We start from the raw sequence: 19,466 nt of genomic DNA, 5'->3' as shown, positions 1-19,466 counted from the left end.
GATGAAGGGGCGCAATCCCTCTTTCGCCCCGAACTGAGGCGGCTTAGGCTCCCCCCATGCTGCGGTTCGCCCTCACCCGTGCCCTGTCCCTCGCGCTGTCGCTTCTGGTGGCGTCGGTCGTGATTTTCGCCGTGATCGAGGTCATTCCCGGCGACCCGGCGGCGTTCATGCTGGGCCTGAACGCGAGTCCCGAGGCGGTGGCGGCGCTGCGGGAGCAGATGGGGCTCGATGGCACGCTTTTCACCCGGTACCTCGCGTGGTTCGGCGGGATGCTGACCGGAGATTTCGGCGTGTCCTATACCTACAAGGTGCCGGTGGCAGAGCTGGTGGCCCAGCGTCTGCAGGTGTCCGTGCCGCTCGCCCTTTATGCGCTGGTGCTGTCCACGGTCATCGCGATTCCGGTCGGTGTCATTGCCGCGGCGACGCGCGGCTCGGTCGGGGATTACGGGATCATGGGGGCGACGCAGCTTGGCATTGCCGTTCCGAATTTCTGGTTCGCCATGCTTCTGGTCCTGGTCTTCGCCGTGACGCTGCGCTGGTTTTCGGCCGGCGGCTTTCCGGGCTGGGACGCGGGGCTGTGGGTCGGGATGAAGGCGCTCACGCTGCCCGCCGTGGCGCTGGCGCTCCCGCAGGCGTCGATCCTTGCGCGGGTGATGCGCTCGGCTCTGATCGAGACTCTGGGTCAGGATTACATCCGCACGGCGCGCGCCAAGGGGCTGACCCGGCGGCAGGCCACGGTGCGACACGCGCTGCGCAATGCGCTGATCCCTGTGCTGACCATCATCGGTCTTCAGTTCTCTTTCCTGCTGGCAGGCGCGATCATCATCGAGAACGTGTTCTACCTGCCCGGCCTCGGGCGGCTGATCTTTCAGGGCATCACGCAACGCGACCTGATCGTGGTCGAGAGCCTCGTGATGCTGCTCGTCTTCGCGGTGATCCTCGTCACGTTCCTCGTCGACATCGCATATGCTGCCGCCGACCCGCGGCTGAGGCGTAAGCGATGAGGGTGCCCGCGACGCTCATCGCCGGGGCGATCCTGTCGACCTTTTTCCTTGTCGTGGCGCTCGCGTCCTTCATCTGGACGCCACATGACGTGGCCGCGCTCAATATCTCGGACAAGCTTCAGGCGCCTTCGGCAACCTACTGGCTGGGCACCGATCACTTCGGGCGCGATACCCTGTCCATGCTCATGGTCGGCGCGCGCACCTCTCTCGCCGTCGCCATCGTTGCCGTGGGGATCGGAATCGTCATCGGCGTGCCGCTTGGCCTCGTCGCCGCGGCGACGCGCGGGAGCCTGCTGGACGAGATCATCATGCGGGGCAACGACCTTGTCTTCGCCTTTCCGTCCCTCGTCATCGCGATCCTCATCACCGCCGTCTTCGGCCCCTCGGCAGTGAACGCGATCCTCGCCATCGGCATCTTCAACATCCCCGTTTTCGCCCGCGTGACACGCGGGGGCGCGCTAAGCCTCTGGACGCTGGACTATATCCTCGCGGCGCGTGTCGCGGGCAAGGGCAAGGCGCGCATCAGCATCGAGCACGTCCTGCCAAACATCCTGAACCTGCTGATCGTGCAGGGGACCATTCAGTTCTCGCTGGGCATCCTTGCCGAGGCGGCGCTTTCCTACATCGGCCTTGGGGCACAGCCGCCCACGCCAAGCTGGGGGCGGATGCTGTCGGAGGCACAGACGATGATCTATTCCGCCCCGCGCCTCGCCATGTGGCCCGGCCTCGCCATCGTCGCGATGGTGCTGGGTCTCAACCTCATGGGTGACGGGCTACGCGACCTCACCGATCCCCGACTGAGGAGGGAGCGCGGATGATCCGGTGCGAGGATCTGTCGGTCTCGATCCACGGCGAGGCGATCCTGCGCGAGGTCTCGATCGACATCGCGCCGGGCAAGGTAACGGGACTGGTGGGCGAAAGCGGGTCGGGCAAGTCGATGAGCGCGCTGGCGATCATGGGTCTGCTGCCACGCGGGGCCGAGGTGTCGGGGCGCGTCATGATGGGGGATGAAAACCTGCTCGACACGCCCGAGCGGCGCATGTGCGACATTCGCGGCAACCGGATCGGCATGATCTTTCAGGAGCCGATGACCGCGCTCAACCCGGTCAAGACGATCGGCGACCAGGTGGCTGAGACGCTCATCGTACATGGCAAGGCGTCACGCGCCGAGGCGCGGGAGATCGCGGCGGAGAAGCTCACCCGCGTCGGCCTGCCGCCCGACCGCTTCCCGCTTTCGCGCTTCCCCCATGAACTTTCGGGCGGGCAGCGGCAGCGCGTGGCCATCGCCACGGCCATCGCGCTTTCGCCCGAACTGCTGATCGCGGACGAGCCGACCACGGCGCTCGACGTGACGACACAGGCGCAGATCCTCGACCTGTTGAACGAGCTGGTGGACGAGCTGGGCATGTCCCTCCTCCTCATCACCCACGACCTCGCCGTGGTGGCAGGGATGGCGGACCATGTGGCGGTCATGAAGGAGGGCGAAATCGTCGAGGCGGGGGCGACGGAGCCGCTGTTTCGCGCGATGGAGCATCCCTATACCAAGCGGCTGTTCGCCGCGACAGCGCACCAGCCCGAACGCCGCCCTCTCCCGCCCGAGGACCCGATCCTCGACCTCACGGACGTGGTGCGGGAGTATCCGGGCCCGCGCAAGGGCGTGTTCGGACGCGGCGATCCGTTCCGCGCCGTGAACGCGGTCAGCTTTCAGCTTCACGCAGGCGAAAGCCTTGGCCTCGTGGGTGAATCCGGCTGTGGCAAATCCACGCTGACGCGCGCGATCCTCGGCCTCGACCCGGTGCAGGGCGGCGAGATCCGGGCCTTCGATCACCGTGTTGGCCCCGACTTCCCCAATGCGCTCAGGTCCGGCATTCAGGTCGTGTTCCAGGATCCCTATGCCTCGTTCAACCCGCGCTGGCGGGTGGAGCGGCTGGTGGCCGAACCCTTCCACCTCATGCCCGCACCACCGGCGGACCGGCGTGAAAGGGTGGCGCAGGTGCTTGAGGATGTCGGGCTGAACCCGGACGCGATGGACCGTTACATCCACGAGTTTTCCGGCGGCCAGCGCCAGCGCATCGCCATCGCGCGCGCGCTGATCACACGGCCCGACCTGATCGTGCTGGACGAGGCTGTGTCCGCGCTGGACGTATCGATCCGGGCGCAGATCCTCGACCTGATCTCGGATTTGCAGGCGGAACATAAGCTGAGCTACATCTTCATCTCGCACGACCTGTCCGTGGTGCGGGCGGTCACGGACCGGGTCATGGTGATGAAGGCGGGCGAAATCGTGGAAGCCGGCGTGACCCAGACGGTGTTCGACGCGCCGCAGCACCCCTATACCCGGCAACTCATCGCGGCCACGCCGCGCATCCCCGAAGACTGGCAGGAGGCCAAGCATGCGTGACCATCTCTGGTATGACGCGACACAGGTTCACATAGGCGGCGAGTGGCGCGCGCCTGCGGGGGGCGGTCAGATCGACCTTGAAAACCCCTCGACGGGCGAGGTGATCGGCTCCATCGCGCGCGGCACGGCCGAGGATATCGACGCGGCGGTGACAGCTGCGCAAGCCGCGCTCGACGGCGTGTGGGGGCACATGAGCGCGCTGGAGCGCGGGCGCATCCTGACCCGGATCGGTCAACTCGTGGAAACCCGGCTCGACGACCTCGCGATCATCGAGGCGACGGACGTGGGCAAGCCGCTCACCCAGGCGCGCAACGACGCGGTGGCGCTGGCGCGGTACATGGAGTTCTACGGGGGCGCGGCCGACAAGGTGCATGGCGAGACGATCCCCTATCTCGACGGCTACACCGTCTACACCTTACGCGAGCCGCATGGGGTGACGGGGCATATCGTGCCGTGGAACTATCCGATGCAGATTATCGGACGCTCGGTGGGCGCGGCGCTCGCCATGGGCAATGCCTGCGTGCTGAAACCGGCAGAAGAGGCCTGCCTCACCGCGCTGGCCTTCGTGGCACTGGCGGAAGAGGCGGGACTGCCGCCCGGCGCGCTGAACGTGGTGCCGGGGCTCGGCGAGGAGGCGGGCGCCGCGCTCACCGCCCATCCGGGCGTGCATCACATCAGCTTCACCGGTTCGGTGGGCGTGGGCGCGCTGGTGCAGGCGGCCGCGGCGAAGAACGTGGTGCAGGTCACGCTGGAACTCGGCGGCAAGTCGCCCCAGATCGTCTTCGCGGATGCCGACCTCGACGCGGCGCTTCCCTTCCTCGTGGGTGCCTGCATCCAGAACGCGGGCCAGACCTGCTCGGCCTCCTCCCGCGTCCTGATCCAGCGCCCGGTCTATGAGGACCTGGTGGAACGCATGGGGGCGCGCTACGACGCGATGGTCTCGGCCCCGGCGCGCACCGACGCCAACCTCGGCCCGCTCATCTCGGCCAAGCAGAAAGAGATCGTGACAACTTACCTCGATAAGGGGCGCGACCTGCGCGTGGCCGGGATGGGCGCCATCGCCGAGGGCGCACCTGAGGGTGGGCATTACGTGCCCGCCACGCTCTTCGCGGACGTGCCCCCGGACCACCCGCTCGCGCAGGAGGAAATCTTCGGCCCGATGCAGGTCGCGATCCCCTTCGACACGGAAGAGGAGGCCATCGCCATCGCGAACGGCACCGACTACGGCCTCGTCGCCTCCGTCTGGACGGAAAATGGCGCGCGCCAGATGCGCATGGCGAAGGCGATCAAGGCCGGACAGGTCTTCATCAACAACTACGGCGCCGGCGGCGGGGTCGAGCTTCCCTTTGGCGGGGTCGGCAAGTCCGGCCACGGACGCGAAAAGGGGTTCGAGGCGCTTTACGGATTCTCGACACTGAAAACGGTTGCCGCGAAACATGGTTGATCCGCGCCGGGCGCGCGCGCTGCCCCCTTCTTCGGTCCGAAAATACCTCGGAGGGGGTCCGGGGGAGGCAGCGCCTCCCCCGGCGGGTCGGGCCGGGCAGTGGGCGAAACACCAGTGACCCCGACGCGCCTCACAAACCGCGACGCTCGTCGGTTGTGGCTGGCCGCCCACGGCCTGCTCACCCCGCCGACACGAAAACCCGATGTCATGCGCATCATCCGCGACCTCGGGTTTCTCCAGATCGACACGATCCGCAATGTGGTGCGCGCGCAGGACCATATCCTGTGGTCCCGCTCGCAAACCTATCGCGAGGACCGGGTCTGGCGGCATCTGGCCAACCGTGACCTGTTCGAACACTTCACCCACGACGCCTCGCTCATCCCGCGCGAGGTGCTGCCGGACTGGCACAGGCAGTTCGTGCGGCTGGGTGCGCGGGCGGCGCGCGGAGAGTGGTATCAATCCGGGTTGGCGCAAGCAGAGATCGCGGCCATTCGAAACCGTATTGAACAGGAGGGGCCGCTCTCTACCCACGCCTTCGACACAAAGGTGGAGAGCCGCGAGATGTGGGCACGCCCGCCGCACAAGAAGGCTTTGGATCAGATGTGGTACGCGGGCACGCTCGCCACGTCGCACCGAGAGGGGTTCGTGAAATTCTACGATCTGGGCGAGCGGGTGCTGGGTCGGATCGACCACGGGCGCAGCGAGGCGGCACAGGCCGACGCCCTGCATGCCGCGGCGCTCGCAAGGATCGGGATCGCCTCGCCAGGCGAGATCTACCGTTTCTGGGGGGCGACCAGCCCCGCTGAGGCGCGTGACTGGATCGCCCGCCATGACGTGGTGCCGGTCGACATGGCCTGTGCGGACGCGGGCGTGGTGTCCTGCGTCGCCGATCCCGGCCACCTGGAGCGCCTGCCGCACCTGCCGGAGCCCTCCAGCCGCATCCGCATCATCAACCCGTTCGACCCGGCGTTCCGGGACCGGGCGCGCACCGAGCGTCTTTTCGGGTTTCATTACCGCAACGAGATGTTCGTGCCGCAGGCCAAGCGCATTCATGGCTACTACGTCTATCCCCTTCTGGAAGGCGATCGTTTCGTCGGGCGGCTGGAGGCGAAGGCGGACAAGGCGGCGGGGATACTGGCCGTGTCCGGGTTCTGGCCGGAACCCGGTGTGCGCTGGGGGGCCGGGCGGCGCGGGCGGCTGGACGCCGAGCTCGACCGGTTCGCGCGCTTTGGTGGCCTTTCCGCTGTGACGTGGCGCTGCGAAGGGCCGGGCGCACGCTGAGGGCTGCGGCGCCTCTTGCCCCCGCCCCCGATCCGGGCCACGCTCGCCCAAAAATCGGGAGGGCCAGATGCGGCTAGAGGGAAAGACAGCCATCGTCACCGGCGGTGGCTCCGGCTTCGGCGCCGGGATCGTGCGGAAATTCGCAGCCGAGGGCGCGAAGGTCTGCGTCGCGGACATCAACGCCGAGGCTGCCGAAGCCATGGCCGCCGAAGTCGGTGGCGTCGCGCTGACCGTGGACGTGTCGAAGGCCGGGTCCGTCAACGCCTTTGCCGACGCCGCCCGTAATGCGCTTGGTGACATCGACATCATCGTCAACAACGCGGGCATCACCCACCTGCCCAAGCCGATGGAAGAGGTGGACGAGGACGAGTTCGACCGGGTCTTCGCGGTGAACGGCAAATCGGTCTATCTCATGGCCCGCGCCTTCGTGCCGGGCATGAAGGCCGCGGGCAAAGGCGCGATCCTGAACGTGGCCTCCACCGCCGGGCTCAGCCCGCGCCCGAACCTCAACTGGTACAATGCCTCGAAGGGCTGGATGATCACGGCGACCAAGACGATGGCGGTCGAGCTTGCCCCCTTCGGCATCCGGGTGAACGCACTGGCCCCGGTTGCGGGGGAAACACCGCTCCTAAAGTCCTTCATGGGCGAGGACACACCGGAGATACGCACGAAGTTCATCTCGTCGATCCCGCTGGGCCGGTTCTCGACGCCCGAGGATATGGGCAACGCCGCCTGTTTCCTGTGCTCGGACGAGGCGAGCATGGTCACGGGCGTCGCGATGGAAGTCGACGGCGGGCGCTGCATCTGAGGGCGGACCGGGGGTTTCACACCCCCGGACCCCCGTGAGGTTTTTTGAAACAGAGAAGAGGACGACGATGCGACCCGGACCGCGAAACCTGATCACCGATGTTGCGGGCCTCAAGGTGGGCAACGCATCGAACGCCGCGATCAAGACAGGCGCGACCGTTCTGGTCGGCGATGCACCGTTCGTCGCGGGGGTGCATGTCATGGGCGGGGCACCGGGGACGCGGGAGACGGACCTTCTGGCACCGGACAAGACCGTGCAGGAGGTAGATGCGCTGGTGTTGTCGGGCGGGTCGGCCTTTGGCCTCGACGCGGCATCGGGCGTCGCGGATGCGCTGCGCGCGGCGGGTCGGGGGTTCGCCGTCGGGGATCAGCGTGTGCCGATCGTGCCGGGAGCGATCCTGTTTGACCTCATCAACGGCGGCGACAAGGACTGGGCCGACAACCCTTACAAGGCCCTCGGGCGCGCGGCGTTGGACGTAGCGGCCGAGGCGTTCGACCTCGGCAGCGTCGGCGCGGGCACCGGGGCGCTGACGGCGGAGATCAAGGGCGGGCTCGGTTCGGCCTCGCTCGTTCTGGACAATGGTGTGACCGTTGGGGCGCTGGTCGCCGTGAACCCGGTCGGGGGCGTCACCGGCCCGGACGGGCAATTCTGGGCGGGTCCGTGGGAATTCGATGGTGAGTTCGGGGGGCGCGGCGGTGTGACCGGGTTCGATCCCGGCGCCCTGCCCGTGACCAAGCTCACGCTGCGCACCGCCACCACCATCGCCATCGTCGCCACGGATGCAGCACTGACGCAGGCGCAGGCCACGCGGCTTGCCGTGGCCGCCCATGACGGTATGGCCCGCGCGATCCACCCGAGCCACACGCCGCATGACGGTGACCTCGTGTTCGGGGTCGCGACCGGTGCCCAAGCGCTCACGGACCCGGCCATCGACCCGATGCTTTTGGGACATGCGGCGGCAACCTGCCTCGCCCGTGCCATCGCGCGAGGCGTCTACCACGCGTCCCCGGCGCAGGGCGACCTCCTCCCCACATGGCGGGCGCGGTACGGCGGAGATTGACCCGAAGGGCAGACTCGCCCGACACTTGACCGAATTTCAGCAGCCATTGGGAGCCCATCATGACCCGCCTTTCGACCCTGACCGCAATCTTCGCCCTCGCAACCGCGCCCGCACTTGCCGACGAGGTAACCGATACGCTGTCCTCTGCTCTTCAGGCTTATGAAGAGGGCGACATCAGCTATGCCATCGAGGAGCTCGATTACGCCAAGTCGCTGATGCGCGCGATGAAGACCACCGCGCTCGAGCAGTTCCTGCCGGAGCCACCCGCAGGCTATGAGCTCGAGGTGGACACCGACATGGGCACCGGCATGGCGATGATGGGCGGCGGCGTCGGGACCGAAGGGACCTATTCCAACGGGTCCGATCGGTTCTCGATCTCGATCATGGTCGACAATCCGATGGTCACCGCTTTCGGCGGGATGCTGGCCAACGCCGCCATGCTCGGCATGAAGGTCGAGCGCGTGGGGCGCGAAAAGTTCATCGTGGATGACGACGAGATCACGGGCCTGATCGACGGTCGCATCCTGGTGCGGGCCGAAGGCGGTGACTCTGCCATCGTGATGGAGGCGCTCAAGACGATGGACTTCAAGGCGCTTTCGGATTTCGGCGGCTGAGGAACGACCGGCGCGGCACTGGCGTTGACGAGGGCAGGACTACGCCGCACAGCGTAACCCGTAGACTTGTCCAAAAATGGAGGACGCCATGCCGCGCGACACCACAGACCTTGCCGGGCTTCTGAAAGACCCGTCCCTTCTCGTGACCAAAGCCTTTGTGGCTGGCGACTGGATCGACGCCGACGACGGGGCGACCTACGAGGTGACGAACCCGTCGCGTGGTGACGTGATCTGCACGGTGCCTGATCTGGGGCGTGACGAAACCGCCCGCGCCATCGCTGCGGCGGCCGAAACACAGAAGGGATGGCAGGCCAGGACCGCCAAGGAGCGCGCGAACATCCTGCGCAGATGGTTCGACCTTATGATGGAGAACCAGGATGACCTCGGCACGATTCTGTCTGCCGAGATGGGCAAGGCGCTGACCGAAGCCAAGGGCGAGATCGCTTATGGCGCTTCATTCGTCGAATGGTTCGCGGAGGAGGGCAAGCGGGTCTACGGCGAGACGATACCCGGCCACCAACCCGACAAGCGGCTCATGGTGATCCGGCAGCCCGTGGGCGTGGTCGGGGCGATCACGCCGTGGAATTTTCCGAACGCGATGATTACCCGCAAATGCGGCCCGGCGCTCGCCGCGGGGTGCGGCTTTGTGTCCAAGCCTGCCGGGGAAACGCCGCTCTCCGCGCTCGCCATCGCGGTTCTGGCCGAGCGCGCGGGGCTGCCTGCGGGCCTGTTCAACGTCGTAACGTCGTCACGTTCCTCCGAGATCGGCAAGGAGTTCTGCGAGAACCCGGCGGTGCGCAAGCTCACCTTCACCGGGTCGACCGAAGTGGGGCGCATCCTTCTGGGACAGGCCGCCGACCAGGTGATGAAATGCTCGATGGAGCTGGGTGGCAATGCGCCCTTTATCGTCTTTGACGACGCCGACCTCGACGCGGCCGTGCAGGGCGCCATCGCCTGTAAGTTCCGCAACAACGGGCAGACCTGTGTCTGTGCCAACCGGATCTATGTGCAGGACGGCGTCTACGACGCCTTCGCCGAGAAATTCGCCACGGCGGTGGGCAAGCTCACCGTGGGTGACGGGCTGTCGGAAGAGACCGACCTGGGACCGCTCATCACCGAAAAGGCGATGGAGAAGGTGGAGGCGCATCAGAAGGATGCGACGGCCAAGGGTGGCGAGGTGATCCTTGGCGGTGCGCCGCATGATCTTGGCGGGCTGTTCTATCAGCCGACCATCGTCAAGGGCGCGACGCAGGAGATGGCCTGCGCAACCGAGGAGACCTTCGGCCCCTTCGCCCCTCTTTTCCGCTTTACCGACGAAGAGGACGTGATCCAGAAAGCCAACGACACGATCTTCGGCCTGGCCAGCTATTTCTATGCGCGGGATCTGAGCCGGGTCTACAAGGTGGCCGAGGCGCTGGAATACGGGATCGTCGGCGTGAACACAGGGATCATCTCGACCGAGGTGGCGCCGTTTGGCGGTGTAAAGCAATCCGGGCTGGGCCGCGAAGGGTCGCGCCATGGGATCGAGGATTACCTTGAGATGAAGTACATCTGCATGGCCGTCTGAGCACCGCATCAATTCGACGGAGCGCGCAGGCCCAATGCTGGGGGCACCCGTCGTGGCGGACAGGGCGACGCATCAAGAGCGGACACCGCCCTTGCGTGGTGTCAGTGCAGCCTGTTGTGCGCGTAGTGGTCTTCGAGGCGGCGCCCGAGGACAATGACCGGAGACTCCACCCCTTCGCCCGTGAACAGTTTCCGCTCAGCCGTCATGACAGCGATTTCCGCCTTCAGGCCCGCAATGATCGGCGTGGACATATCGGTGAACGCGCCCCACCAGGCGCGTGCGAGATCAGGGTGATCCCATTGCGGCAGGAAATGGATCAGGGTTTCAAGGAAGGCCGAGCCGAAAATCGGGAAATGCTCCTCCCTGACCCCAAGGCGCGCGTGGCGGCTGCCGAAGGCCATGAGTTCGGAATGCAGCACCCGCTCGGATTCGAGGCCGCGCATGGTCATGGCGATGGCCGCGTAAAGCATGAGTTTCTGCTTTTCGCTGTCATGCACGAACATGCGGCGCACCTGCGGGGCCTGCTCGAAAAACCGTTCATAAAAACGCTCTGCAAACTCTTCACGCCGCGGAAACAACTCGGTCAGGCTGGCCCGTATCAGGCCCGCGTTCTGCGATGTCATATCCCCATTCCTCTCTACACTCGGACTGGGGCCGATGTTTCACGCTTCTCGTTAAGAGTGGGTAAGCCGCGCCGGGCAGTTTCCGCGCATTTGATTCAAGCGGAAACAAAAACGCGCGGGCCGAAACCCGCGCGTCGTACTTTCAAATCGGCGTCGATCAGGCCTCGATGGCCTTTCCGTCGATGTCGTCCGCCTTGGCGATCTCGATCCGGCGCGGTTTCAGCGCTTCGGGCACTTCGCGCACGAGGTCGATGTGGAGCATCCCATTCTCGTGGGTGGCCCCGGTCACCTTCACATGGTCGGCGAGGTGGAAGCGACGCTCGAACGCACGGGTGGCGATGCCGCGGTGGAGGTAGGTCTTCTTCTCCTGCTCGTCGGCTTTGCGGGCCGAGATCACGAGAGCGTTTTCCTTCACCTCAACGGCGAGCTCGGCCTCGGTGAAGCCGGCGACGGCGACCGAGATGCGCCAGGAATCGTCATCGGTCTTTTCAATGTTGTACGGGGGGTAGCTTTCGCGGCTCACGTCGTTTGCGAACACCCGATCCATGAGTTCGGCGAACTGGTCGAAGCCGACGGTGGCACGGTAAAGCGGCTGCATATCGATATTACGCATGGTCATCCTCATCTGAGCAATAACGTGGGTGGCCTTCCCGACATGGGACAGGCGCGGTCACGGACCCGGTCATCGGCGTCCGTGAAGCTCATTTAGGATCGGTTCGGAGGGGTTCAAGACCCTGCGAGCGCGGCTTTCAGTCCGCCGGGCGCAGGAATTTCGCGGTCGAAGCGGCGCCCGAGTCACGACGCACGACCTTGGGGGTCGAGGCCGGCACCGGGGCGGCGACATGGGTGAATATCCCGTCGGAATTGGCCAGCGCGATCTTCAGCGCGTCGATCTCGTCCCCGAGGCTCGTGCCGAGCGAGACCGGCAGATCGCCCGCGTGGGCCTTGGCCGACACCACCGACACCACCACCGGGCGGTTCCACTGGATCATGAAGATCGGCGCGCCGGAAGCGCCGTGATCCACGTCGCAATTCATCACGAGCGATCCGCCCTGACGGCCAAGAACCTTGCAGGTTTCCTGAAGCGACGGCATGTCCTCACGGTCGCGGGCGTAGGAGACGACGCCAACCTCGTCGCCCTTACGCGGCCACTCGCCCACCGGAAAGGGCGAGACGTTGGATTTGCGGATAGGCTGATCGAGTTCGAGGAGCGCGATGTCGCTCGCCACACGGCGCGTATTGTCTTCGCCGTTGAAGTCGTAATCCTCGTGCACCACGAGCCGCCGCACGCCACGATAGGCGACCGCGCGCCCGTTGCGCCAACCTGCAAGGAAGTCGATGCTGTTGGCCGGATATTGCTCGCCCGTATCGGAGTCGTAGACGCAATGGGCCGCGGTGAGCACGATGGTCTCCGAGATCAATGCGCCGGTGCAGAAGGCCTCGCCCGCGATATTGAGCCGCCCGACCGCTTCCCAGCCCTTGCTGTCGTTCGCCGTCATCAGCGCGCGTAACTCGGAGGGCTCGGCAACAGCAGGCGTCGCAGCAAGTGCCAACAGGGCGGCAATCAATCGGATCATGGAAAGGGCCTCGGCCTGCTGTCTCTTTGCAAACCGGGATACACCGCGTTCTGGGCGAAAATGTGACCCGTGCGCCGGGATCAGTCCGCCGACATCTTACGCGGGCGCGGTCCGCCGGTCGCCCAGTCGAGAAGTTCGACGGTGTGGACCACAGGCACCTCGGTCCCGCTGCCGATCTGGATCATGCAGCCGATGTTTCCGGCCGCGATGACCTCGGGCGTCTTGGCCTCCAGCGTGCGCACCTTGCGGGCCTTGAGCTGTGCCGAGATCTCCGGCTGCATCAGGTTGTAGGTGCCCGCCGAGCCGCAGCACAGGTGGCTGTCAGCCGGTTCCACCACCTCGAACCCCGCGCGCTTGAGCAGGTCCTTGGGGTAGGTCTTGATCTGTTGGCCGTGCTGAAGCGAACAGGCCGCGTGATAGGCCACGCGCATCCCCTTGGCCCCCTCCGGCAGGTCGAGCTGCATGAGGAGTTCCGAGACGTCCATCGCAATCGCCGACACCCGGGCCGCGTCTTCGGCCATGTCGCCCGTCCGGAACATGTGGCCATAGTCCTTTACGGTCGTGCCGCAGCCGGAGGTGTTGATGACGACGGCATCCAGCCCCTCGCCATCCATCTCTCGCGTCCATGCCCGGATGTTCCGGGCCGCGGTTCCGTGCGCTTCTTTCTCCTTGCCCATGTGATGGGTCAGCGCGCCACAGCACCCCTGCCCCTTGGCCACGACGACCTCGCAGCCCAGTCGACGCAGGAGCCGGATGGTCGCGTCGTTGATGTCGGTGTCCAGCGCCCGTTGCGCGCAGCCGGTCATCAACGCAACGCGCTTCTTGGGCGCGCCGATGGCCGGAAACACCTGTGCATCGTCGTTGCGGCTGACCGGCGGGATCTGCTTGGGCGCCATCGCAAGCATGGCCCGCAGACGCGCGTCCGGCACGAACCGCCGGAACGGCTTGCCGATCTTGGCTCCCAGAAGCGCGAGCCGGAAGCGCCCCGGAAAAGGCAGGATGCGCGCGAGCGTCCAGCGCAGCATCCGGTCCATAAGGGGGCGTTTGTAGGTCTTCTCGATATGCACCCGTGCGTGGTCAACGAGGTGCATATAGTGCACCCCGGACGGACAGGTCGTCATGCAGGCAAGGCAGGACAGGCACCGGTCGATGTGCTTGACGGTCTTCTCATCCGCCGGCCGGTCGTTCTCCAGCATGTCCTTGATGAGGTAGATGCGCCCGCGGGGGCTGTCGAGTTCATCGCCCAGCACCTGATAAGTCGGGCAGGTCGCCGTGCAGAACCCGCAATGCACGCAGGCACGCAGGATCTCGTTCGAACGGGCGATGCCCGGGTCCTGAAGCTGGTCGTCCGAGAAAAAGGTCTGCACGTCACACCCCCATGAGACCGGGGTTCAGCAGGCCCCGGGGATCAAATTTCGCCTTGAGCTGCCGGTTCAGCGCCGCGATGGGCGTGGGCTCCGGCTGGAACACACGCACCGCCGCACGCGTCTCGGCCCCGGCCCGGACGAGTGTCGCGTGACCGCCTGTGCGGGCAAGCTCCGTGCGGATCGCCCCGGCGCCGCAGTCGCCCTCTTCGGGCAGGGCGAGCCACATGAGCCCCCCACCCCAGTCGAGGATCGCGCCAGCCACCCGAGACCCCAGCGCGTCGAGAATCCCAGGCGCGTCCCCCGGCTTCACGCTCACCTTCCAGATGGCCCCGGTCGTCGCGGCGAGGGGGGCGGCATCGCGCACCTCGGCCCAATGCGCCGCGCTCGCTGCGCCCTCGACCAGTTCGAACCCGGCGAGGGCACCGTCCTGCAAGGCCTTCGCGCGGTAAGACACGGCGCCAGACAGCCCCTCCAGCCGGACCTGCGTGCGCCCGCCCACCAGATGCGCTGCCCCGGTCACGTCGAAGGGCGAACCGAGAGCCGCTGACAGTTTCGCCACGGCGTCCTTCGGGTTCAGGCCATCGGCCACCAGCGTTGCTTGCACCTCGGGCATGGCCTGTACTTTCAGGCTCAATTCCGTCAAAACCCCGAGCGTGCCCCAAGACCCGGCCATGAGCTTCACGAGGTCATAGCCTGTCACGTTCTTCATCACCCGGCCGCCGTTCTTGACCACCCGCCCAGCACCGTCCACGAACCGCGCGCCCAGCGTGAAATCCCGCGCCGCGCCGGCTTGTATCCGCCGCGGACCCGACACGTTGGCCGCGACCGCGCCGCCAATGGTCGGCGCGCCTGTCGTGCCCAGCAGCACCCGGTGATCCATCGGTTCGAAGGCCAGCCGCTGACCGTCCGCTGCCAGCAGCGCGTCGATTTCGGCCACAGGCGTTCCCGCCCCGACCACCAGCGTCAAGGAGCCCGGCTCGTAAAGCGTCACGCCGGCAATCCCGACCTCGAGCACCTCACCCACGACCGGCGCGCCCACGTCCCGCGTCCCGCCGCCCTTCACACGAAGCGCACCGTTCGCCCCCGCGATCACATCGGCCAGTTCGGCTTCACTCTCAATCCGCTTCATCTTCTCTGGTCCATAAATACCTCGGAGGGGGTCTGGGGGAGGCTGGCCTCCCCCAGCGGGTCGACCGGGCGCAAGCCCGGGCGAAATTCAGCCGCGCCGCGCCGCGCTCACGCCCAGCGGAAAGACCTTGGCCGGGTTCAGGATCCAGTCTGGGTCGAACACGTCCTTCACCGCCATCTGAACATCGAGGTCCACGTCGGAATACTGCGTCCCCATCAATTCGCGCTTCTCGACCCCCACGCCATGCTCGCCGGTCAGACAGCCGCCGACCTCGACGCAGAGCTTGAGGATATCCGCCCCCATCGCCTCGCATTTTTCAAGCTGCCCGGGTTCGTTGGCATTGTAGAGGATCAGCGGGTGCATGTTGCCGTCGCCCGCGTGGAACACGTTGCCGACACGCAGACCGTAATGCTCCGACAGCTCCGCGATACGCTGCAACACATGAGGCAACTCGCCCACAGGGATGGTCCCGTCGAGGCACATGTAATCGTTGATTTGCCCCATCGCGCCAAAGGCCGACTTGCGCCCCAGCCAGATGCGCGCGCTTTCTTCGGCGGAGCCGCTTTCGCGGATCTGGACCGGGTTGTGGCGTTCGGCGATGGCGACGATACGACCAAGCTGGTCCTCGATCTCGGCCTCGCTGCCTTCCACTTCGATGATGAGGAGCGCCTCGCAATCCGGGTAGCCCGCGTGGACGAAGGCCTCGGTCGCCTCGATGCAGGGGCGGTCCATGAATTCGATCGCGACCGGCACAATGCCGGTCTTGATGATGTCGGACACGCAGGCGCCCGCAACGACGTTGGAATCAAAGCCGATCAGCACGGGCCGCGCGCCTTCGGGCTTGGCAAGGATGCGCAGGGTGGCCTCGGTCACGATACCCAGTTGTCCTTCCGAGCCGCAGACGAGACCCAGAAGGTCGAGACCACCCGCGTCGAGATGCGCGCCGCCGATCTCGACGACCTCGCCATCGGCCATCACCATCCTGACGCCCAGAAGGTTGTTCGTCGTCACCCCGTATTTGAGGCAATGCGCCCCGCCAGAGTTCATCGCGATGTTGCCCGCGATGGCACAGGCCAGCTGGCTCGACGGATCGGGGGCGTAGAAGAATCCATCTGCCTCGACCGCGCCGGTCACGGCGAGGTTGGTTCGCCCCGCTTCGACCCGGATGAAGCGGTTGGCGTAATCCACCTCCAGCACTTCGGTCAGCCGCGCGACACCAAGGATCACGCTGTCCGCCGTGGGCAGCGCCCCACCGGCGAGCGATGTGCCCGCCCCGCGCGGCACGACCGGAACGCCCTCGTCATGGCAGACCTTCATCACCGCGCTCACCTCCTCGGTGGAGGCGGGCAACACCGCGCAGAGCGGCGGGCAGCGATAGGCCGAGAGGGCGTCGCATTCATAGGCCTTGAGCTCGATCCCGTCGTCGATCACGGCGTCGGACGGCAGCACCTCGCGCAGACGGGCGACGATCCTGTCCTTCTTCGCGAGGATGTCCTCGCGGGGGTCTGGCATCTGCATGGAGCACCTCCCTTGGTCCGCCTGTCATAGGGCGCATGCGCGTCTGAATCAAACCTGCAAGCGGTCTTGCGCTTCTGTCCCGAAAGGGGTCATCTCGCACCATGACATGGGTCAAGATCATACACATCCTTTGCGTCATGGGCTGGATGACGTCGATTTTCGCCGTGCCCCGCGCGATCATCTACTGGAAACGTGATTGGGACCGCCATGCGGCCCAGGGGCCGATCGGCGACCTGACCTTCCGACTCTACCGGTTCTCGGCCGGTTTGGGCGTCATCGCCGCGATCACCGGGCTGTGGATGGCCTGGGACATCGGCTTTCCCGGCTGGGTCTGGCTGAAGCTTGGCCTCGTGGTCCTGCTCGCGGCGCACTACGTCTGGACCGGACGGCTCGTCATAAAGGCGCAGCGGGGAGAATTCGAGCGGACGGACCGCTATCTGCGCATCTTCAACGAGGTCTCGGTGCTGGTCGTGATCGCCGTGCTCTGGGCCGTCGTGGCAAAGCCGTTCTGATGCCGCCGTTCCTCGCCGGGTTCACCCTGTTCGACGCCGTGGCCTTCGCGGTGCTCATCGCGGGCTGGCAGTTGATCGGCTGGATGATCGAGCATTCCTCGGACAAGCGCCCCTCCACGTCGCGTGTGATGAAGCAGTACCGGCGTGACTGGCTCGTCCAGTACGTTACGCGTCAGCCGCGCATCTTCGACAGCTCGGTGCTGGCTTCGCTCCGGCAGGGAACGACCTTTTTCGCCTCGGCCTGCATGATTTCAATCGGCGGGGGCCTCGCGCTTCTGGGCAATACCGACCGTTTGGAGGGCGTGGCCACCGACCTGACCGCCGCCACCGCGCCGGAGCATGTGTGGGAGGCCAAGATCCTCGTGGTGATCCTGCTGGTCGCCTCCGGTTTCCTTGGTTTCGTCTGGGCGCACAGGTTGTTCGGCTACTGCGCCGTGGTCATGGCGTCGGTCCCCAACGACCCCGACGATCCCGCCGCCTACCCTCGGGCGGCCAAGGCGGCCGAGATCAACATCAACGCCGCGCGCAGTTACAACCGGGGTCTGCGCGCGATCTATTTCGCGATGGCCGCTCTCGCGTGGTTCCTCGGTCCTCTCGCCCTGTTGATTTCAACGGTCGGGACTTTCGTGGTGTTGTGGCGGCGGGAATTCGCGTCGAAATCCCGTGCGACACTTCTGACCCCGGACCCCGAATGAAACCTGCCCTGATCCTCGCCCTTCTGCCCCTGCCCGCCTTCGCCGAGATACCCGAGGTGGACGCCGCGTGGGTCGAGGGGAACACGGTGCATGTCACCCTCGCCCACCCGGACGAGGGGTGGGATCACTATGCCGATGCGTGGGAGGTGTTCGGGCCGGACGGCACGTCGCTGGGTATCCGGGAGCTGGCCCATCCGCATGTGGACGAGCAACCCTTCACGCGTTCGCTTACGTTGGACAACGTGCCCGACGGCCCGCTTACGGTGCGGGCGCGGTGCCTTGTCGATGGGTGGGGCGAGGACCGCCATCCCGTCGAGCGCCGCTAGCCCCTGACCCATGAAAAAACCCGGGCGCTGGACCCGGGTTCTTTCGTTCTTCCGAAGCGCGGCGGATCAGTGGAGCTTGGTTTCCACGTCCTGGATCGCGTCTTCGATCAGCTTGTTGCCTTCCGCGGCGGTCATCTTCTTGGCGATGATGTCCTCGGCGGCACCGATGGCGATGGCGATGGCGCTGTCGCGCACTTCCTTCACCGCGGCGTTCTCGGCGGACTTGATCTGGTCTTCAGCAGCGGCAAGACGGCGCTTAATCGAGTCCTTGAGGTCCTCTTTCGCGCGCTCGGCGGCTTCGGTCGCCTCGATCTTGGCATGTTCGACGATCTTGTCGGCCTGCTCCGAGACTTCCTTTTGCTTGCGCTCATAGGAGGCAAGGATCGTCTGCGCCTCTTCCCGCAACGCGCGGGCCTCTTCGAGCTCCGACTTGATCGTGTCGGCGCGCTTGTCGAGCATCCCGGCGACCATGCCGGGAACCTTGAAGTAGACTAGGACCAGCACGAAGACGATGAAGGCCAGCAGCACGATGAAATCCGTGTTGCCGAGCGAGACGAACGGGCCGGTCGCGGCCATTGCCGGGGTCGCCGCCACGAGCGGAAGGAGGGGGAGAAGTTTCTTCATCGTCCTCATCCTTTCGTGCGGGCGTTGACCGCCGAGGTGACGGTGCGTGCATCGGCCGAGAAGCCCATCGCACCGAGGATTTCCTTGACCGTGTCCCGCGCCACTTCCTTCGCGCTGTCCGCAGCACCGTCACGGATTTCCGCGATGGCTTTCTCCGACTCGGCGGTCTTGGCGGCGATTTCCGCGTCGGCCTTGGCCTGTGCGGCGTCGAGGTCGGCCTGGATCTCGGCCTTGGCGTCGTTCACGATCTTCTGCGCTTCCGACCGGGCGTCCGCGAGTGCCTGCTTGTAGGCCTCTTCGGCCTCCACGGCTTTCTGCTTCAGCTCTTCGGCAGCGGCGAGATCGTTCGTGATCGTGCCCTGACGTTCGGCCAGAACCCCCGCGATGCGCGGCAGCGCGATCTTGGAGAGCACGAAGAAGATGATGACGAGCGCGACGACGAGCCAGAAGATCTGGTTCCCGAACGTCGAGAATTCGAGCTGCGGCATGCCCGCGCCACCGGCCTCGGCTGCGCCGTGGGCCGCATCAACTGCGCCGTTTTCGGTTTCAGTTGCCATCGTTTCCTCCTGGAACCCGGATTACAGCGAGGAGACAGGCGCAGGCCTGCCTCCCCGGTCGTAAGGATGGTTCGGCAGGATCAGACGGCGAACATCAGCAGAAGCGCGACGAGGAACGAGAAGATCCCCAGGGCTTCCGCGAACGCGATGCCGATGAACAGCGTGGCGGTCTGACCACCAGCTGCCGACGGGTTGCGCAGGGCACCCGCGAGGAAGTTGCCAGCCACGTGGCCCACGCCGATGGCGGCAGCGCCGGAACCGATGCCGGCAAGGCCAGCGCCGATGAATTGACCGAGTTGTGCGATATCGCCTTCCATTTGATTTCTCCTTACGATGGAATTCGAGTTGATATTCTTGGG

At 66.0% G+C, this 19,466-nt stretch carries 21 protein-coding genes; 12 read left to right on the top strand and 9 right to left on the bottom strand.

Going from position 1 to position 19,466, the window contains the following annotated elements; genetic code table 11:
• The first annotated feature begins 56 nt into the window (after positions 1-56).
• The 9 genes from B2585_RS14695 to B2585_RS14655 all read left to right on the top strand — a co-directional run bounded on the left by B2585_RS14695 (position 57) and on the right by B2585_RS14655 (position 10,179).
• Complete coding sequence (locus B2585_RS14695) at positions 57-1,004, top strand: ABC transporter permease (protein ID WP_292024616.1); 948 nt, start codon at positions 57-59, stop codon at positions 1,002-1,004.
• A complete protein-coding gene (locus B2585_RS14690; protein ID WP_414674059.1) occupies positions 1,001-1,822 on the top strand; it encodes an ABC transporter permease in 822 nt (273 codons plus the stop codon). Before B2585_RS14695 ends, B2585_RS14690 begins: the two co-directional genes overlap by 4 nt.
• Positions 1,819-3,405, top strand: coding sequence for an ABC transporter ATP-binding protein (locus B2585_RS14685; protein ID WP_292024614.1), 1,587 nt, complete (start codon positions 1,819-1,821; stop codon positions 3,403-3,405). The genes B2585_RS14690 and B2585_RS14685 overlap by 4 nt, the downstream gene beginning before the upstream one ends.
• On the top strand, positions 3,398-4,849 hold the full coding sequence (locus B2585_RS14680; RefSeq protein WP_292024612.1) for an aldehyde dehydrogenase family protein: 1,452 nt from the start codon (positions 3,398-3,400) through the stop codon (positions 4,847-4,849). The genes B2585_RS14685 and B2585_RS14680 overlap by 8 nt, the downstream gene beginning before the upstream one ends.
• 114 nt (positions 4,850-4,963) lie before the next feature.
• Entirely contained in the window at positions 4,964-6,130 is a 1,167-nt protein-coding gene (locus B2585_RS14675; RefSeq protein ID WP_292024610.1) for a winged helix-turn-helix domain-containing protein, read from the top strand.
• 67 nt (positions 6,131-6,197) lie between these two features.
• Positions 6,198-6,938, top strand: a complete 741-nt coding sequence (locus B2585_RS14670) for a glucose 1-dehydrogenase (protein WP_292024608.1) — start codon at positions 6,198-6,200, stop codon at positions 6,936-6,938.
• Between the two features lie 67 nt (positions 6,939-7,005).
• Complete coding sequence (locus B2585_RS14665; RefSeq protein WP_292024606.1) at positions 7,006-7,998, top strand: P1 family peptidase; 993 nt, start codon at positions 7,006-7,008, stop codon at positions 7,996-7,998.
• Positions 7,999-8,057: 59 nt separating this feature from the next.
• Positions 8,058-8,612 carry a hypothetical protein gene (locus tag B2585_RS14660; protein WP_292024604.1) on the top strand — a complete coding sequence of 185 codons (555 nt, stop codon included), beginning with the start codon at positions 8,058-8,060 and terminating at the stop codon, positions 8,610-8,612.
• A gap of 88 nt (positions 8,613-8,700) precedes the next feature.
• On the top strand, positions 8,701-10,179 hold the full coding sequence (locus B2585_RS14655) for an NAD-dependent succinate-semialdehyde dehydrogenase (RefSeq protein WP_292024602.1): 1,479 nt from the start codon (positions 8,701-8,703) through the stop codon (positions 10,177-10,179).
• Between the two features lie 101 nt (positions 10,180-10,280).
• Here the strand turns inward: B2585_RS14655 and B2585_RS14650 are convergent, their stop codons facing one another.
• The 6 genes from B2585_RS14650 to B2585_RS14625 all read right to left on the bottom strand — a co-directional run bounded on the left by B2585_RS14650 (position 10,281) and on the right by B2585_RS14625 (position 16,393).
• Positions 10,281-10,802, bottom strand: coding sequence for a globin domain-containing protein (locus tag B2585_RS14650; RefSeq protein WP_292024601.1), 522 nt, complete (start codon positions 10,800-10,802; stop codon positions 10,281-10,283).
• A gap of 157 nt (positions 10,803-10,959) precedes the next feature.
• Positions 10,960-11,415, bottom strand: coding sequence for an Hsp20 family protein (locus tag B2585_RS14645; protein WP_292024599.1), 456 nt, complete (start codon positions 11,413-11,415; stop codon positions 10,960-10,962).
• Positions 11,416-11,551: 136 nt separating this feature from the next.
• Positions 11,552-12,379 carry a trypsin-like serine peptidase gene (locus tag B2585_RS14640; RefSeq protein WP_292024597.1) on the bottom strand — a complete coding sequence of 276 codons (828 nt, stop codon included), beginning with the start codon at positions 12,377-12,379 and terminating at the stop codon, positions 11,552-11,554.
• Positions 12,380-12,459: 80 nt separating this feature from the next.
• Positions 12,460-13,746, bottom strand: coding sequence for a glycolate oxidase subunit GlcF (gene glcF, locus B2585_RS14635; protein WP_292024595.1), 1,287 nt, complete (start codon positions 13,744-13,746; stop codon positions 12,460-12,462).
• Position 13,747: 1 nt separating this feature from the next.
• On the bottom strand, positions 13,748-14,875 hold the full coding sequence (locus B2585_RS14630; RefSeq protein ID WP_292024593.1) for an FAD-binding protein: 1,128 nt from the start codon (positions 14,873-14,875) through the stop codon (positions 13,748-13,750).
• A gap of 87 nt (positions 14,876-14,962) precedes the next feature.
• Positions 14,963-16,393: an FAD-linked oxidase C-terminal domain-containing protein gene (locus B2585_RS14625; RefSeq protein ID WP_292024591.1), complete on the bottom strand. Its 1,431-nt coding sequence runs from the start codon at positions 16,391-16,393 to the stop codon at positions 14,963-14,965.
• A 101-nt stretch (positions 16,394-16,494) separates the two neighbouring features.
• On the opposite strand from B2585_RS14625, the gene B2585_RS14620 reads away from it, so the two are divergent.
• From B2585_RS14620 to B2585_RS14610, 3 genes are read left to right on the top strand one after another with little or no spacing between them, the layout of a single operon-like run.
• Entirely contained in the window at positions 16,495-16,905 is a 411-nt protein-coding gene (locus B2585_RS14620) for a CopD family protein (RefSeq protein ID WP_292024589.1), read from the top strand.
• Entirely contained in the window at positions 16,905-17,600 is a 696-nt protein-coding gene (locus B2585_RS14615) for a DUF599 domain-containing protein (RefSeq protein WP_292024585.1), read from the top strand. Before B2585_RS14620 ends, B2585_RS14615 begins: the two co-directional genes overlap by 1 nt.
• The gene (locus B2585_RS14610) at positions 17,597-17,926 is read left to right on the top strand and encodes a hypothetical protein (RefSeq protein WP_292024583.1); all 330 of its coding nucleotides are present in this window, start codon (positions 17,597-17,599) and stop codon (positions 17,924-17,926) included. Before B2585_RS14615 ends, B2585_RS14610 begins: the two co-directional genes overlap by 4 nt.
• A gap of 66 nt (positions 17,927-17,992) precedes the next feature.
• On the opposite strand, the gene B2585_RS14605 is transcribed toward B2585_RS14610, so the two are convergent.
• From B2585_RS14605 to B2585_RS14595, 3 genes are all read right to left on the bottom strand, one after another.
• The gene (locus B2585_RS14605; protein ID WP_292024581.1) at positions 17,993-18,550 is read right to left on the bottom strand and encodes a F0F1 ATP synthase subunit B; all 558 of its coding nucleotides are present in this window, start codon (positions 18,548-18,550) and stop codon (positions 17,993-17,995) included.
• A gap of 5 nt (positions 18,551-18,555) precedes the next feature.
• Positions 18,556-19,107 carry a F0F1 ATP synthase subunit B' gene (locus tag B2585_RS14600; protein ID WP_292024579.1) on the bottom strand — a complete coding sequence of 184 codons (552 nt, stop codon included), beginning with the start codon at positions 19,105-19,107 and terminating at the stop codon, positions 18,556-18,558.
• 80 nt (positions 19,108-19,187) lie between these two features.
• Complete coding sequence (locus B2585_RS14595; RefSeq protein ID WP_008334043.1) at positions 19,188-19,424, bottom strand: F0F1 ATP synthase subunit C; 237 nt, start codon at positions 19,422-19,424, stop codon at positions 19,188-19,190.
• Positions 19,425-19,466 lie beyond the last annotated feature (42 nt).

This window comes from Maritimibacter sp. UBA3975 (genome assembly GCF_002384975.1).
GTDB lineage: Bacteria > Pseudomonadota > Alphaproteobacteria > Rhodobacterales > Rhodobacteraceae > Maritimibacter.
The sequence above is the reverse complement of the archived record's forward strand: the minus strand, read 5'-3'. Positions and strand labels throughout refer to the sequence as shown.

Coding starts and splice junctions, on each gene's coding strand:
- B2585_RS14605 (WP_292024581.1), bottom strand. CDS start 18,550: ATGAAGAAACTTCTCCCCCTCCTTCCGCTCGTGGCGGCGACCCCGGCA.
- B2585_RS14670 (WP_292024608.1), top strand. CDS start 6,198: ATGCGGCTAGAGGGAAAGACAGCCATCGTCACCGGCGGTGGCTCCGGC.
- B2585_RS14695 (WP_292024616.1), top strand. CDS start 57: ATGCTGCGGTTCGCCCTCACCCGTGCCCTGTCCCTCGCGCTGTCGCTT.
- B2585_RS14630 (WP_292024593.1), bottom strand. CDS start 14,875: ATGAAGCGGATTGAGAGTGAAGCCGAACTGGCCGATGTGATCGCGGGG.
- B2585_RS14595 (WP_008334043.1), bottom strand. CDS start 19,424: ATGGAAGGCGATATCGCACAACTCGGTCAATTCATCGGCGCTGGCCTT.
- B2585_RS14620 (WP_292024589.1), top strand. CDS start 16,495: ATGACATGGGTCAAGATCATACACATCCTTTGCGTCATGGGCTGGATG.
- B2585_RS14610 (WP_292024583.1), top strand. CDS start 17,597: ATGAAACCTGCCCTGATCCTCGCCCTTCTGCCCCTGCCCGCCTTCGCC.
- B2585_RS14645 (WP_292024599.1), bottom strand. CDS start 11,415: ATGCGTAATATCGATATGCAGCCGCTTTACCGTGCCACCGTCGGCTTC.
- B2585_RS14660 (WP_292024604.1), top strand. CDS start 8,058: ATGACCCGCCTTTCGACCCTGACCGCAATCTTCGCCCTCGCAACCGCG.
- B2585_RS14665 (WP_292024606.1), top strand. CDS start 7,006: ATGCGACCCGGACCGCGAAACCTGATCACCGATGTTGCGGGCCTCAAG.
- B2585_RS14625 (WP_292024591.1), bottom strand. CDS start 16,393: ATGCAGATGCCAGACCCCCGCGAGGACATCCTCGCGAAGAAGGACAGG.
- B2585_RS14685 (WP_292024614.1), top strand. CDS start 1,819: ATGATCCGGTGCGAGGATCTGTCGGTCTCGATCCACGGCGAGGCGATC.
- B2585_RS14640 (WP_292024597.1), bottom strand. CDS start 12,379: ATGATCCGATTGATTGCCGCCCTGTTGGCACTTGCTGCGACGCCTGCT.
- B2585_RS14615 (WP_292024585.1), top strand. CDS start 16,905: ATGCCGCCGTTCCTCGCCGGGTTCACCCTGTTCGACGCCGTGGCCTTC.
- B2585_RS14680 (WP_292024612.1), top strand. CDS start 3,398: ATGCGTGACCATCTCTGGTATGACGCGACACAGGTTCACATAGGCGGC.
- B2585_RS14690 (WP_414674059.1), top strand. CDS start 1,001: ATGAGGGTGCCCGCGACGCTCATCGCCGGGGCGATCCTGTCGACCTTT.
- B2585_RS14655 (WP_292024602.1), top strand. CDS start 8,701: ATGCCGCGCGACACCACAGACCTTGCCGGGCTTCTGAAAGACCCGTCC.
- B2585_RS14650 (WP_292024601.1), bottom strand. CDS start 10,802: ATGACATCGCAGAACGCGGGCCTGATACGGGCCAGCCTGACCGAGTTG.
- B2585_RS14600 (WP_292024579.1), bottom strand. CDS start 19,107: ATGGCAACTGAAACCGAAAACGGCGCAGTTGATGCGGCCCACGGCGCA.